10 protein-coding genes and 3 pseudogenes are annotated in these 14,809 nt (G+C 54.4%); 8 read left to right on the top strand and 5 right to left on the bottom strand.

Annotated features, from left to right (window positions below; genetic code table 11):
- Positions 1–9: 9 nt before the first annotated feature.
- Genes FGF80_RS17640 through FGF80_RS17630 form a run of 3 tightly spaced genes read right to left on the bottom strand, consistent with a single transcriptional unit; the run spans position 10 to position 3,076 of the window.
- On the bottom strand, positions 10–984 hold the full coding sequence (locus FGF80_RS17640) for a hypothetical protein (RefSeq protein WP_238705382.1): 975 nt from the start codon (positions 982–984) through the stop codon (positions 10–12).
- Complete coding sequence (locus FGF80_RS17635; protein ID WP_138655582.1) at positions 981–1,550, bottom strand: hypothetical protein; 570 nt, start codon at positions 1,548–1,550, stop codon at positions 981–983. Before FGF80_RS17635 ends, FGF80_RS17640 begins: the two co-directional genes overlap by 4 nt.
- The gene (locus tag FGF80_RS17630) at positions 1,547–3,076 is read right to left on the bottom strand and encodes a DUF58 domain-containing protein (RefSeq protein WP_138655581.1); all 1,530 of its coding nucleotides are present in this window, start codon (positions 3,074–3,076) and stop codon (positions 1,547–1,549) included. Before FGF80_RS17630 ends, FGF80_RS17635 begins: the two co-directional genes overlap by 4 nt.
- Positions 3,077–3,196: 120 nt before the next feature.
- Here FGF80_RS17630 and FGF80_RS17625 point away from each other — a divergent pair, with 120 nt between their 5' ends.
- The 3 genes and pseudogenes from FGF80_RS17625 to FGF80_RS17615 all read left to right on the top strand — a co-directional run bounded on the left by FGF80_RS17625 (position 3,197) and on the right by FGF80_RS17615 (position 8,024).
- Entirely contained in the window at positions 3,197–5,251 is a 2,055-nt protein-coding gene (locus tag FGF80_RS17625) for a DUF4129 domain-containing protein (protein WP_238705381.1), read from the top strand.
- 50 nt (positions 5,252–5,301) lie between these two features.
- Positions 5,302–6,420, top strand: a pseudogene (locus FGF80_RS17620) (DUF1616 domain-containing protein).
- Between the two features lie 332 nt (positions 6,421–6,752).
- A complete protein-coding gene (locus FGF80_RS17615) occupies positions 6,753–8,024 on the top strand; it encodes a glycosyltransferase family 2 protein (protein ID WP_138655580.1) in 1,272 nt (423 codons plus the stop codon).
- 72 nt (positions 8,025–8,096) lie between these two features.
- Here FGF80_RS17615 and FGF80_RS19865 read toward each other — a convergent pair whose 3' ends face one another.
- Entirely contained in the window at positions 8,097–8,261 is a 165-nt protein-coding gene (locus FGF80_RS19865) for an HVO_A0556 family zinc finger protein (RefSeq protein WP_331250851.1), read from the bottom strand.
- 357 nt (positions 8,262–8,618) lie between these two features.
- Entirely contained in the window at positions 8,619–9,107 is a 489-nt protein-coding gene (locus FGF80_RS19960; RefSeq protein ID WP_394348258.1) for an NAD-dependent epimerase/dehydratase family protein, read from the bottom strand.
- Between the two features lie 438 nt (positions 9,108–9,545).
- Here FGF80_RS19960 and FGF80_RS17605 point away from each other — a divergent pair, with 438 nt between their 5' ends.
- From FGF80_RS17605 to FGF80_RS17590, 5 genes and pseudogenes are all read left to right on the top strand, one after another.
- Positions 9,546–11,042: an oligosaccharide flippase family protein gene (locus FGF80_RS17605; RefSeq protein WP_138655579.1), complete on the top strand. Its 1,497-nt coding sequence runs from the start codon at positions 9,546–9,548 to the stop codon at positions 11,040–11,042.
- Between the two features lie 86 nt (positions 11,043–11,128).
- Positions 11,129–12,133 carry a polysaccharide pyruvyl transferase family protein gene (locus FGF80_RS17600; RefSeq protein WP_138655578.1) on the top strand — a complete coding sequence of 335 codons (1,005 nt, stop codon included), beginning with the start codon at positions 11,129–11,131 and terminating at the stop codon, positions 12,131–12,133.
- Between the two features lie 79 nt (positions 12,134–12,212).
- Positions 12,213–12,460 (top strand): annotated as a pseudogene (locus FGF80_RS19685) (IS5/IS1182 family transposase); the annotation flags it as partial.
- Between the two features lie 115 nt (positions 12,461–12,575).
- A complete protein-coding gene (locus FGF80_RS17595) occupies positions 12,576–14,198 on the top strand; it encodes a hypothetical protein (protein ID WP_138655577.1) in 1,623 nt (540 codons plus the stop codon).
- A 202-nt stretch (positions 14,199–14,400) separates the two neighbouring features.
- A pseudogene (locus tag FGF80_RS17590) lies at positions 14,401–14,735 on the top strand (IS6 family transposase); the annotation flags it as partial.
- Positions 14,736–14,809: the final 74 nt, after the last annotated feature.

Raw genomic sequence — 14,809 nt, 5'->3', positions numbered from 1 at the left:
CGGAACACGTTATCGGCGTTTGTCCGACCCCGTCCAAGACGCTCCTTTTTTTGCATCATTGTGGTTCGTTTCCGTGTTGGGGGGTGTCGAACCGGTAAGCACGTCCTCACTCTCGCCCCACCGGCAGGTAACCAGCCAGTCAGACCGGTCGCCGCCTGCCGCGACCTCGAGTCGAATCGGGCGCTCGAGTCCGGCGACAAATCCAACTGCAAGGAACGATGCAATCGGGTGATCGAAGCGATCGATAGCCCCGAACGAGCTGTCAGTGATCGCGATTGTGACGCGGCCTGCAGACGGATCGGCGTCCGGCTCGGCGCTCCCTACGAACTCGAACTGCTCGACAAGCCCGTCAGCGAGTTGCGTCGCAAGCGGTGCCGGCACAGTCGCGAGGTCGCCAGTCAGCGCACGCTCGAACGACTCGAACAGCGGCGATCCGGTCGGCTCCAATACGAGGCCACGGTACTCGGGGACGGTTAGAATTGGGGCCTCAACGTCGTCGGAAGCGGGCAGTTCGGCGGATGTCTGCTGGGGAACATACAGGCAGGCTCCGACGGCGTCGTTCGACGGGAGATAGATACGATCGTCACGTAAACCGAGTTCGTCGGCGATTGCGGCCTCATTGGCCGCCATCGCAGCGTAGATCCGTTCACCAACATCGGCGGCGACGAACGTTTCGGGCGTCAGATAATATGTGAGGACTCCCCCGAACAGTCCTACCGAGGCAAGCGCGAAGAGAACCTCGCTGGCGTCCGGAAGGAGGATCGCAGCGGCGAAAGCGAAGACACCGACGAGCGCAAGCCCCGCCGCAGTACGGCGGTACTGTGACTGTCGAGCACGAGCGTACTCGTCTCGTAGTCGCTCGTTTTCCTCCTTCAGGAGGTCGACCTGCGCTGCGAGTGCGAGTTGCTTCTCATCTCGCTCAGCGGGTCGGTTGGCCGTCGGTTCAGTTGTCGGTTCATCACTCTCGAGATCAGTCGTGCTCATGGATCAGTCGAAACGTCAGTGGTCGTCTCCGCGGACGACCCAGTCGTTGGTTCGTCGGTCGCTACTCCAGCGATCGGTGACGACGAGTCATGGTCGGCAGCCTGCACCAGTCCGAGCCGAACGAGTTCATATCGGTGGAAACTGTACGCGGTGAGCGCGAACAGTACAAGCACCACAAGAGCGGCCAGTAGGAGCGACTTGGACCCTGCGAGCAGCCATGCAGTACCGGCCAACGCTATCGAACCGGTGACCGCAACAAGGGCGATTCGAAGCGGGTTCGCGGTCCGATAGGAGGGTGCAAGCAGGACGACAACGAATGCAGTTTCAACGAGGGCGACAGCAGGCGGATCGATCCCGTTCGGGATGGATGCAACGAGTGCGATATGGCCGGCCGCCAGCGCGTACGGCGTGCCGAGGACGTACCAGACGACTGCGGTCGCGATTCCTGCTACCGTGCCCAGCGGCCCGGCGACAACCGCAAACGTAACACCCAGTATGACGAAAGAACCACTTGACAGCCAGTCGCGCCCGGTCGCAGCCGGAACCGTATTGATACGGACACTCATGGACGACCACCACTCGAGCGACCCGCTTCGAGGACGGCCGAGAGCCGGTCAGCCGGGCCGACCTCAAGCGCCGTTACACTGTCCATGCGAGCGAATTCCTGCCGGAATTCCTCGAACGCGACGTAGCGGTCGTAGGACTGCTCGAGATCCGTGAGCCCGCCCGGTTCATAGAGAACGGAGGGCGCGAGCAGGACCATCACCTCGTTTCCGCCCCGCTTTGCGAGCGCGACTGTCTCACGTAGTTCCGCCGGTCGCGAGTCATCAGTACAGATGACAGTCAAAAGGGACCCGTGTGCACTCGTTACGCCTCGCTGAATAGCGCTGTACAACGGCTTTTCGGCGAGTTGCTCGCAGTACACTCGGCGGTCGGAATAGAACGGCCGCAGTGTCCGCGTGAACACATCGTCCGCTCCCTCGAGATTGGAAAGCAACCGCTGGACATCACCGGGAGTCGTCCGTCGATCGAAGAACGGGACACGACCCGCTGCCACGCTGCTCGATATCGATAGCAGCGGTGAACCCACAGGGTCGCCTCCCGACCGCGAGTCGACTTGACCGGAGACAGCCGTCGTGGGCGTTGTGTCCGTAGCGACCGTCGGCTCAAGGGAAAGCAATCGACGGCGGACCGAGCCGTAGTTGGCCGTTGGCGAAGCGAGTTCGAGGTTGTGTGTGAGTCCACTGTCGCCGACAGTGACGAGCCCAAGCGGGTCGTTGAGTCGCCGTGCAGCCCCTGCGATGACGAGGGCGACGCTACGGAGCGCCTCGAGTTTCGTCTCAGCCCGTGTCCCGGTTGCGAGAGTTGCCCGGTGGTCAACGACGAGCAGCGTCCGTCGATCGGTTTCGGCCTCATACTCGCGGACGTACGGGGTTGCATGGCGTGCCGTTGCCTTCCAGTCGATCTCTGCTCCCGTATCACCCGGGACGTATTCGCGCAGTTCGCCGAGTTCAATCCCGGATCCAGTGCGGCCGGCGTTGTGAGAGCCGTACGAGGCGGCGAGTCGATCACCGCCTTCACCGACGTGGATCGTCCCAGGGGTGGGCGGTTCGACCGTTACGGTCGGCGTCGATCCGGTGGTGACAGTTTCGCGGAACAGTGCATCCGTCGCCCTCACGGTTGCCTCGTCGAACGTATGGCGGCCGACGACTGGCCAGGTACTCGTCCGACTTTGATGGGCGCGCTCAGTATTCGGCTCAAGGGTCACTGAGATCGGCTCGGAAATCGTAGCTGTGACCGGCAGTCCAGCGGTAATCTCGAGCGTCAGTGCCGTCTCAGCCTCGTGCGTCGTAGCGAGCGTGACCGGAATCTCGTCACCGGTTTGGAGAGCGATCCGAGCAGGGGTTTGAACGACTGACAGCGATTCGAGCGTCCGCTTGAGGTCCTGTGCGAAGCGATACTGGTGTGTCAGTAACCACGTGCCGACGAGGGCCGCGCCGACGAGCACAAGCGGGCGTGCGAACACGACTGCGAAGACAGCGAGCACGACGACGAGTGCGACGACCGTCCACCCTCGGCGCGTGGGATACATACCTGGACAGATTCCAGTGACCATGTTCAATGTATTGATGTTAGTCCAAAGGACCCCTTATAAAGTATTGACCTAGGTCGAAAGAATACCTTATTTGGTTGCACTACGAACCGTGCGCTCGTGAATATTGCCGACGGTCGTGTACTCGTTCCCGTTTTCCTCATCGTCTCGATGATACTTATCGGTGGGATCGTCGTTGCGGACTCAGCGGTCGCAGTCCAAGAAAACACGACTGACCGGAATCGAACCGAGACAACGACACATCGAAACCCCGACGACTATTCCGAAGATGGCGACCTCGATGCTGTCGAAGGGATCCTAGCAAACCAGCTTACGGCTCGACTCGGAACGGGTGCGATTCAACTGAGCGAAGGGGAGTATGAGGTCGCCAACGAGTACGTCGGCGAAGAGTATCAAAACCGACTGGAGCAGTACGTCGACGTCGCAGGGGAAACCGGAGGCGAAAGTTATGAAGAAGATTTCAAAGCCACCGGCGAGAAACAGTCCCAGTTGTCCGACGCCGTACGTGAGTATCGGGACACCAAAGCGGAGTACGAGACGGCCCGTAAAGCGGGGAACGAAAAGCGCGCACGCGAACTCGCACGTGAACTCGAAGGACTCTCGGATGAGATCGATACTCTTGGAGGCTCCGTGCGTGAGGATTACACTGTGATCGAAGCGGCCACGGGTGCGGATCTCTCAGAACCGGAGACGGCCATCAAAGAAGTCACCGACGACATTCAGGCCGAGCAGGAAACCGTTCGGAAACAACAGTTCGAGGAGACGGAGCTGACGGTCGTCCCTGAGCGAACAGATATCTCGTTTCTCGAGCCACTGGTCGCGGTAGGCGAACTACGAAGGGCAGACGGTACCCCGATCTCGAACGAGGAAGTCCGTCTCGATGTGGGAACCCACACCGAACGAGTGACGACGGATTCCGCGGGCAGGTTTCCGCTCGAGTATCGCCCAACCAACGAGTCGCTGACGGACAACGAGCTCACGGTGCAGTACGTCCCTGAGACGCAGTCGGCGTATTTAGGCGACAAAACGACTATTGATATCTCCATCGAACAGTCCGAGCCGACGATCTCTTTGGACAACGTCAGTAGCGAGGTGGCATACCGCGAGGAGGTGGCCGTTGCCGGCGAGTTGACAGCCGAGGGCGTCCCTGTCGACGGCGTCACCCTTGCCGTGATCGTCGACGACGAACGCATCGGTACGGTACCGGTCCGGAACGGCGTATTCGACGGGTCGGCCACACTACCGGCATCCGTCGAGGACGGCACCCAGAAACTGCGTGTCCGGCTGCCGTTCGAAGAGCAGGCCCTCGCCGGGACCGCCGACACAACGAACGTGACGATTCGTGAGACCGAGAGTCAGTTGTCGGTTACGGCGCTCGCGGACGATACGCGGACACTCGTCGTCAACGGAACGCTCGACACGGTCAACGGTGACGGAATCAGTGGCGAGAGAGTCGACATCGGGATCGACGGGGTGACTGTCAGCAGTGTTTCGACCGAGGCTGGCGGAACCTTCAACGATACCGTCGCTGTCCCTGAAACGGTTGACGAAAGCGAAGTAACAGTGAGCGCCACCTACGATGGGACCGGATCCAACCTCGAGCCGACGATGGACGAAACAGTCGTTACAATCGACGGGGGTGACACGCTCTCGTCAACGGTCTGGATCGCAGGCGGCTTCGGTGCCATAATCGCGATCGGACTTCTCGTCTGGTGGATTCGCCGGTCGGACAGTACCGATAGCACGCTGGACGACCGTTCAGAGGAGCAGGGAACTGTCGGAACGGGGGTGACTGCTTCGGATCAGTCATCGAGTGCCGCTCCCGACACCGTCGAAGCCTTACTCGAGCGAACAAGCAAACAGCTCTCGAGCGAGCAGCCCGACAAGGCAGTACAAGCGGTCTATGCCGCCGTTCGTGAGGCACTCGACTCACGGACCGATGAGCAAGCGGCTCTCACCCACTGGGAGTTCTATCACAACTATCACAGCGACACTGGAGTTGAAGACGAGTTGCTGTACGAGATCACGGCGAGGTACGAACGGGCTGCGTTCGGCCGGGACAGTGTCTCATCGGACGAGGCCGCAAACGCTCTCGAGGCGGCCCGCCGCCTGTGCAACCCCGACGCCTCGGCCGAGTCGGAAGCTGGCGACTAGCCCGAGCTATCGGATCGTTTTTATCACCGTCAACAATTACTATGAGACGAATGGGTGCATTCCGGTCGCTGTGGCTGTTGCTACCACGATCAATCAGGCGATTGCCGGCCGATCTCGCCGCGGTGATCGGGATCGTCGTCGCAACGGACGTTGCCACACTGGCCCCTGTCCTCCGTGAGACACCGCTTAACATCGTGCTCGGGCTGGCATTCGTGTTGTTCATCCCCGGCTACGTGTTCATCGCGGCGCTGTTTCCCGAGGCCGGCGACCAACCCGTATCGAAAGACGAAACGAGTGCGACGGTCGACAACCAAGCCGGAGCCGACGATGGTACTCCTGAGAAGGGCGGGATGGCCTCGGTTCTGGAGTCCGGAATCGACGGCCTCGAGCGCGTTGCGCTCTCTTTTGGACTCAGTATCGCAATCGTTCCCTTGATCGGACTCGTATTGAACTTCACACCCTGGGGAATCCGACTGTGGCCGATCGTCATCGCGATCAGTGGCTTTACGCTCATCGCCACCGCCGTCGCGGTACGCCGCCGACAAGCACTGCCCGCTGAGGAGCGGTTCCGAGTCCCATATTAGAAATGGTACGCCGTTACCCGATCGGAGATGCTCGAACGGGACACCCGAACTGCTGCTGCACTGAACGTCCTGGTGGTCCTTTCGGTCCTACTCGCGGCGGGAAGTGTGGGATACGCGGTGACGGTTCCTCACGACGGCGAACAGTTCTCGGCCATCTACCTCTTGACCGAGGAGGATGACGGCGAGCTAGTCGCGGATAATTACCCTACAGCGTTCGTGCAAGGTGAACAAAAGGAAGTTACCGTCGGAATCGACAACCACGAACAGGAGACAACGGAGTATACGGTGGTAGTCCTCGAGCAAGACGTCGACAGGGTGGAAACAGAGCCGACTACCGGCGAGGGGGAAGCAAATACAACGATGAACGAAACGGTCGTACGGGAACAGCGCGAACTCGATCGCCTCAGTACGACGATTTCACACAACGCCAGCTGGCACAACGAGTACGATCTCGAGCCCACACTGGCCGGCGAGAATCAACGTATCGTCTGGTTGCTCTTCCCAGACGGTGAAGTACCATCCGACCCGTCGCTGGCCGATACGGAGTACTCCGTGTATCTCTGGGCAGATGTCGCCGAGAAATGAGACTGGCTACAATCGCCGACCATCGCTGAAATCAGGGACACGAAGGCAGTTTCAGTCAACACGTACTGTCCGACAATCCGTTTCTTTTATATAGTATATAATAATTAAATGCGTTACCTGCCGTTCGATTTTTATTGGTCTGGATGCAAAATATTTATGAGACTGTTGTAGAATGAATAGCTTGGCGATAATTCAACTGTCCGATGTAGAAATAATTCACTCACTGTCGACGACAAGGCTCTGAGAGCCGAGGATTTCGCCGATAAGTGGATCAAACGATATGGATGATAGGACGGCAAAGCAGCTGTAAGTACTAAAGAACCCACGATGATATGAGTCCAGCAAATAAGAAAGATCAAAATCGTCTAGAGATAATTGAATCAAGAGGGCAAGCATTAAATAGGTTGGCACAAGATGACGGCCGCCAATCGGAAATCGTCGATGATCGAGAAGCCGATGAATTACTTGTTGGGCCGGATAGTGAGCAGGTGCCGGTTCTGAGCGTCGTGATGCCGACGCTCAACGAAGAAGAAGGCGTTAGTGAATGTATTACACGGGCGAAGGAAGCGATCACCGAACTCGGCGTCACCGCCGAGATCATCCTGAGCGATAGTTCGACCGATCGAACACCCGAAATCGGCCGGGAGTTAGGGGCAATCATCTACGAGCCTGATCAGTCCGGCTACGGCTACGCCTATCGGTATGCATTCGAGCGTGCTCGAGGCGATTTCATCGTCATGGGTGACGCCGATACGACCTACGACTTCGAACAAATACCTCGCTTGCTAGCTCACCTCCGCGACGAGGATGCTGACATGGTAATGGGGAGCCGTCTCGAGGGAGAAATTAAACCCGGAGCAATGCCATCATTGCACCAATACATCGGTAATCCATTACTGACGAAATTCTTGAACACCTTCTACGGTGCTGGGGTTAGTGATGCACACAGCGGCTTCCGAATCTTCACGCGGGAAGCGTTCGAGACAATGGAACTCGAGTCGACTGGGATGGAATTCGCAAGCGAGATGATCATGGAAGCCGGGGCAAAGGATCTCGAAATCGTCGAAACACCGATCGTCTATCACGAGCGGGAAGGCGAGGAGACACTCGAGAGTTTCAAAGACGGGTGGCGTCACGTCCAGTTCATGCTGGTCAACGCGCCAGGCTATCTCTTTTCAGTACCGGGATTACTGTTAACTCTCGTCGGCATCTCCGTGATGGGGACCGCATATACCGGCGCTTCGATTAACGGTGTGACACTTGGCATTCATTCGATGATCGCCGGAAGCCTACTAGCGATCGTCGGCTATCAAGTCTCCAGCCTTGGCGTGTTCGCCACCGTGACGAGCGATCCAATTCAGAAACCCGACGATCCGATCACGGAGTTCGTAACGGGATCACTGTCGCTTGAGCGTGGTGCGACGGCTGGTCTAGCAGTGTTCGGCGTCGGCGGCGTGTATGCGGCCGCGTTAGTCCTTCAGTGGGTCACGAACGGATTCGGCACGCTGGAGTTCACGATGGGCGCGCTCATCGCGTTTACCGCGATCGTTATCGGGCTACAGACCGTGTTTTCATCGTTCTTCCTGAGCGCGATTAACCGATAGAGTACGGCAGTAGTAACAACGATCCGACGGCGATCTTTCTCAGCGGCCCTCAAAGCGCAATACGAGGATTACTTACCAGAATTGTGCACCGGGTGTCTCACAGGCATCACAGAGAACTGCATTGTTTCCCTTATACGTTCCCTGTACGAGCATCCCTTCGTCACAAAACGAACAATCAGTCCCTGTAAGTGCAGCAACCACCGGACGGAGGTCAGGTCCGCATTCCTGTTGTTGCATGTCAGAAGACATGTTTTTTGTAGTATGTCATAAATCCTTGGAACTGTATCTAGATAGTGTTCAAATTAGCTATTTACAGCGATATGCATAGTTCTGTAATTCCGTTTCAGCGGCTTCTGGATCGGGAATCCCCTTTGCCTCCTAATTTGAGCGACGAGAGAGGAACACCCAATGAAGTACCCGCCAGCCCTGGTGGTCCGAAGTCGCTGCGCCGGCATCGGTATACCGCGCACAAACCCGCCGGAGCCCCTCCCCCAAGTTGATCTCGGGTTCCCACCAGTCACCTCACGCATCTTCGACGCATCGGCACAAGTGACGTGGACGTACACCGAATCGGGAATCGGGTTCGCAATGTATTCAGGTTCGACATCGGTCCCCAATTCCTCGTTGAGCATCTCGACGATGGTGTTGAAGCTGTAGGCGTCGCCCGTTCCGAAGTTGTAGATGCCGGTAAGTTCGTTGTCGGCCGCGAACTCGAGGCCGCGGACGATATCGTCGACGTGGGAGAAAGCCCCGCGTCTGCGTGCCGGCACCATAGAGAACCGGGACTCGCCACTGGCGATATCGTCGGCGAACTGGGCGATCACGTTGGCGTACTCGCCTTTGTGTGCTTCGGCACCACCACAGCCTTGGTATACCGAGGAACCGCATGCCGGCTATCGACATGTCGTAGTGGTTCGCGAAGTACTCGCCGTAGCGTTCGCGGGCGAGTTTCGAGGCCTCGTCCCCCGTGTTGATGCTGATGTCCATGTCGACCGGCGAGGATTCCGTTCGACTGCCATATATCGAGGATGTCGACGCATAGACGACCGTCTCACAGCCGTCTTCGCGGGCCTGTTCGACCACGTTGACGACCCCCTCGACGTTGACTCGCGCGCCTGTGATGGGGTCGGCCTCGAGGACGCTGCGCGAGTAGAACTCGATATCGTCGTCAAGATTCTCAGGGGTGCCGAGACACTCGTCGTCGATCACGATCACGTCGTTGTCTTCAGCGAGGTGGTTCGCCAGGTTCGAACCGATGAAGCCCGCGCCACTGCAGACGATTGTACCGTTCCCTTTGTACGGCAGTGAACGAATTTGCCACGCTTACAGTACGGACATAGCTCTCAGTTAGTCGAATCCTGTCTTTTCGAAATAATGATGGCTTCGGACAGTCAATGGCGAGGACGTTGAAAACGGTCAACGGTGTTTTGACCACGTGGTTAGTACGTAGAATTATACCGCATTTCTAAACACCCAAATTCAAACAAGTTTTTAAAGAAAAGAGTTATGGGACAAACATAGATGGGGTCAAAAGATATAGCTGATGTCGGTCAAGCAGGAATTCTTGTCCTGCTCGGCACTGTTTTGAGCATGTTTTCCGGATTCTTATTTCGCCTCATCGGTGCCCGCTATCTCACTACTGATCAATTTGGGTTAGTTGTACTTGGAATCTCACTCGTCAATATTGTCTCTCTGCCCTGCCTCTTCGGTTTGAACCAGGGTGTTGTTCGGTTTATCGCGGCTGAAAGGAACGGTCAGTATCGGGATACGTACATTACAGTCTCAATTCTTACTGTAATTGCAATGGGGGGCGTCGCTGGATTCCTTGGATTCCTCTTCAAAGACACACTCAAGAACGAGCTGTTTGGGAGTGCGACTCCTGATCTGCTACTCTATATGTTTCTATGTACGATTCCAATTTTTGCTCTCTTGAAACTGGTTGGCGGGATTCTTCGGGGCGAAATGAATTCAAAGGGGTTTGTACGGATATCTAAGATCATTCGACCAGGATCCAAGCTTATACTAGCGGGAGTTGCAGTCTTCGTATTCGGCACAAGCATGTCAGTAGCAGTTGCATTTTTTGTCTCAATCTTATTTACAACCTCGGCTGGAGTATACCTTGTATGGGCGGAAGGATGGCAACCGCAGATTGATCGGTCCGCAAAAATAACTCAACTCTATCGATTTAGTCTTCCGTTGGTAATCTCATCGTCAATTTTCATATTGCTATCGTATCTCGATAAGACGCTCATCGCGTATTACCAGAGTCCTGATCACGTGGCAGTATATGAAGTTGCAGTTACTATCGCTTCACTTCTTGGCCTCTTTAGGTCTGCATTTGGGTTTCTCCTTTATCCAAAACTCACTGAACAACTCGCCGATGGAAACGAATCAATTATTGCACCAATGTACCAACAAACTACAAAATGGATATTAGGGCTAACTACACCTGCATTCGCTGCTCTTGCCCTTCGGCCCGATTTTCTGATATTCCTATTCGGGGAACAGTACGAAGTCGCAGAAATAAAACCGCTGTTAGTTCTTTTAGGGCTTGGACTATTCTTGAATGCGGTTACAGGACCGAACGGGGAGGCGATGCTTGGCTTCGGCCGATCAAAGTCAGTACTCATCTACAATACTATCGCAGTTTCAATTAATTTCGTCCTCAATCTCGTGCTGATACCCAAATACGGGCTAATAGGGGCCGCCACAGCATCGCTTCTCGGGTATACTGCTATGAATGTCCTCAAATCAATTGATCTATACATTATGCACAATATACTCGTAGTCTCAATTGAATCGATTCTGATGTCTATAGCTAGTTTCACAGTCGTAGCTTTCGGACTTGTTATCGTTCCAGCTAACAGCTCAATGATACTAGAAATAATTACGTTGAGTGCTGTTGGGGTGATATCTGGTGGCATGGGTGTTCTCATGTTGTGGATGACTGGAGGCATCTCGGAAGAAGATAGAAATCTCGTTTCAAAATTCATTAAGAGTATACAAGGGAATATCTAGTGGAATTCATGTCGCCATAATATTATATGCATAATTACTTAGTGTATGTCAAAAGGGCTATTTACCTTCAGAATTACAGAACCTATATGCAAATATTACTGTTGCAAACTTGGATTGCAAATATTGGAAACGGATTTATCGATAAAGGAGCAAGGGTAGCTATTGAGCGTGCATTCCCCGATGCCGAGATCATCGAAGCAAGCGGTCACCCAAATTTAGTTGGAGGCCGTAAGACCAAGGGGTTCCTGCCTAACGTCTTTTCTAGTCGAGATGAATCGGCGTATGGTGAGTTGTATCGACATTCTAGCCAGACTCCACTCCAAAATATTATCAACGTTGGTGAATTAGTGGATGTTGACGTAGCGGTTCTCCCGGGTTGTATTCTATACGAACACGTGTTAGAAAAGTACTATCCAGTATTCGAAAAGCTTGCAGAGGATGATACTCCGCTCGTTTTGTTAGGAGCAGGTGGTGGGGATTACGATCCTGAAACTCAGCGGTATGTCAAGCAGTTCATCAACGAAGTAGAGCCAGCAGGGATAATTACTCGAGACAGGGACGCATATGAGTCGTACAGCGACGACGTACCGCGTGCTCATGATGGGATCGACTGCGCGTTCTTCATCAATGAGTGGTATGACCCGCCAACCGCTACCGACGAGTACGATGTTGCAACCTTCGATAAACAAACCACTCCTAAAATCGCGTCCGATAGAAGAACGATCCATACGGACCATTATCCGTTTGAGCAACCCTACGGGAATCTCTGGCAGAAAATCAAGAAAATGAAGTCCCAATGGAAGCTGTTCAATAAAGAGAACGTATTCGTATCCGATTCGCTTCGGGATTATTTATTCTTGTATGCAAACACACGGGTAACACACTCCGACCGGATCCACGCCTGTGTACCGACGCTTGCCTACGGAAACCGTGCACAGTTCTGGTTCGACACGCCGAGAGGAACTCTCTTCGAGAAAGTCCTTGACGAGGATATCCAGGACAAGCCTGTTTCAGTCGATCAAAGTTTGCTAAAGAGAGCTAAGCAAGAACAAGTTGAAGCGCTTCAGAGTATAATAAGCCATTCACTTTGATTAGTTTATATTTATGAGAACCTTGTTTCAGCCCTAATCGATGAGCGAATGCGCTGGGATTCAAAGAGGCCGTTAACAACTCCGAAAACGACTACATGAACTCGACATTCGTCTACTGCTTAAACGCCTGATCGTCACTCCGTACGATCGCGCATACACGCACGCATTGACGAATATCGGTGCTCTCAGTGGAATGGCCGAAACCGTCAGCTCAGTTGTCAAGCGCTCGCACGGCGTAGCCGAGCGAGCGCGTATCTGGTCTCGAGAGTTCCGTGAAATCGCCTTGATGTATGCGTCTATAACACCAAGCGAACTGTCAAACAGTGAAATTCACCGCCATATGCCGATTCAATATAGCCGTTTTATTTGAAGAACTCGGTCGCACTCCACGCACTGAATATAAATCAATTAGTTTTACCTTCTAGGTATTCCTTTGTCCTTTATGGGCTTGCAGCGCTGGCGTCAACTCATTCATTATATACCTCTCGCAGTAGCTTCAATATGGGCATTGTTCTATACGGAAATTTGGCCAGTACTCCCAGCGGGATTCCTGGCGACTCTTCTTCTCATTCTGTATGATAGTACCCAACTGAGTGTCGAGGGTGTTGTTTCTGAGTCAATAGTGGCTGGTTTGATATACCGCGCCACGATTTGGATAGCGACGCCTTCCATGATCGGGATGGACCCGGATAAATATGCTGTCGCAATTAGCGTTATCTCTGATGAAGGAGTTGGAGCGATCTCCGACTTAGGATTTTACGGTATTACACCCATCTATCATCTCTTCAATGTCCTTGTGATGGATGTGTCTGGATTAAGTCCTGCAACGGCACTCCAGTTCACGTCGGTACTCCTCTACGCGATTGTCCCTGTCATCATAGTTGCTCACCTGGCGAGGCGTCTCAGCGGAGAACGAGCAGCGAAACTTGGTTCAGTTCTTGCTACGGCAGGTGCGGCCAGCATCGTGTATGCTACTCTAACGATTCCACAAGGTGTGATGCAGATTCTGTGGTATATCGTCGCAACGATCTTGATTACAGCCCACCGCGATTCAGCGAGAACAGTTGTTCTGGTAACACTCGTCGGGATTATGGCTGGCCTCCACAAACTTGGAGCTCTACTTGCCCTCGGTAGTGTAGCTGCAATAGCAGCTATCAATCCCATCGGCGCAATACGTGACGATCGCGTTTTTGTTCCACAGAATTTGGTCCATTATCTGCTGATTGCAGGCCTGGTTTTTACACTCCAAATGGTCTGGTTGACCGGTTGGATCAAAGGGGTCGTATTCAAACTCACCTATTTCGTAGCTGGTAGCACCGTCCAATCGAACATCGAAGCATCCGCAGCGACACGGACCGGTGGTTTAGACATCGTTATCTTCGAGCATGGCTCATGGATCGTCTTGTTGCTGGCTGCAGGGATTGCTGGTTCATGGATACTCTATACACGAAAAGACCGACAGACTGCTGGTCTGTTAGGTGTTTCTGGCGTGTCTGCTCTTCTTATCGCCGGAGCTGTGGCGTCGCCATTTAGTCTCTCTTTGCAACGGGCTATCGGCATCGGGGAACCGTTTTTTATCATACTGGCTGTGATTGGGGCGGTTGCCCTGTCAAGACGGACAAACCGCTCGGTTGCCCCAGCTATTGTTGGACTGTTGTTAATCACGCAACTCGCGAGTACCGGCGCGGTCCCTGACCATCCCGCCGAAGTCCAAGAATACCTCACCGACGACGAGGTCGAAGCCAAGCAGTGGGCAAACACACATCTCGACCAAGAGATCTATGGACACTACTTCGTTGCTCAGGAAATCACAGAGTTTGACGGTGAGCGTGCCACGTATAAGACAGGAAAAGGTGGCGGGTTTCCAAAGGGATGGTCTCCTGCTAGCGAGTATCTCGTGACAGGTAATTTATCTGGTGCAGATGGATGCTTTTTCCTCCGAAAGGGACAAGATAGAGTTCGGTACAATGGGCTATATCGTCTGAACTACAATCCGATCACGCGGCTGAAAGAGTCCGATCGAACGAAAGTTTTCGAGAACTCAGACGCGGTGGTCTACTGTTGATCGCTGACGTGCGATTCGATGACTGCCAGCTGCACTCCTTAAGCACGATCTCGAGCGCAGCAGCGGCCGCCGTGGATCTGACCTCGTAATCGACGAGACAATCGGCCGCAAACTGCCACATTCGCTTGAAAGTTGGTGTCAGTTAGTAGGGCGGTGTTCAGATAAGAATGAAGAGTGAGGCGGAACGATTTGTGAGCGGTCTATGCTCGAAACCACCCGCCTCAGCGGAGGTAGCGCTGCTTTGAATTAGGTTTTCTGGAGCGAGAGGCGACACCCGAGCCCGCGATGAAGCTCGGTATCCAACTCCATCTGGCTGGACTATCCCTTTCGGAGACCATCTCTATTCTCGAGAGGTTGGGTGTCGAACGCTGTCGATCGACCGGTCACAACTGGGTGCAGAAGGCAGATTGACAGCCGCTTAATGGCGCAAATCCGGATCACGTCGCGGTTGACGAGACTGTGAGCCAACTGAATGACGACCGATTCTGGCTGTACGCCGCCGTCGATCCCGCAACAAACCGCTTGCTGCACATCCGTTGAGCAGAACTCTTCGTCAATGAGGACATCGACGTTTGCCGGCGTCACAGCAAGTCAAATTTCGTCCACCGTGA

Source organism: Natrinema pallidum (assembly GCF_005890195.1).
Lineage (GTDB): Archaea > Halobacteriota > Halobacteria > Halobacteriales > Natrialbaceae > Natrinema > Natrinema pallidum.
This window is presented reverse-complemented; position numbering and strand designations above follow the sequence as displayed.

What these genes read in the sequence shown, in the direction of transcription:
- FGF80_RS17640 (WP_238705382.1), bottom strand. Translation starts at nt 984, where the DNA reads ATGAGCACGACTGATCTCGAGAGTGATGAACCGACAACTGAACCGACG.
- FGF80_RS17635 (WP_138655582.1), bottom strand. Translation starts at nt 1,550, where the DNA reads ATGAGTGTCCGTATCAATACGGTTCCGGCTGCGACCGGGCGCGACTGG.
- FGF80_RS17630 (WP_138655581.1), bottom strand. Translation starts at nt 3,076, where the DNA reads ATGTATCCCACGCGCCGAGGGTGGACGGTCGTCGCACTCGTCGTCGTG.
- FGF80_RS17615 (WP_138655580.1), top strand. Translation starts at nt 6,753, where the DNA reads ATGAGTCCAGCAAATAAGAAAGATCAAAATCGTCTAGAGATAATTGAA.
- FGF80_RS19865 (WP_331250851.1), bottom strand. Translation starts at nt 8,261, where the DNA reads ATGCAACAACAGGAATGCGGACCTGACCTCCGTCCGGTGGTTGCTGCA.
- FGF80_RS17605 (WP_138655579.1), top strand. Translation starts at nt 9,546, where the DNA reads ATGGGGTCAAAAGATATAGCTGATGTCGGTCAAGCAGGAATTCTTGTC.
- FGF80_RS17600 (WP_138655578.1), top strand. Translation starts at nt 11,129, where the DNA reads ATGCAAATATTACTGTTGCAAACTTGGATTGCAAATATTGGAAACGGA.
- FGF80_RS17595 (WP_138655577.1), top strand. Translation starts at nt 12,576, where the DNA reads ATGGGCTTGCAGCGCTGGCGTCAACTCATTCATTATATACCTCTCGCA.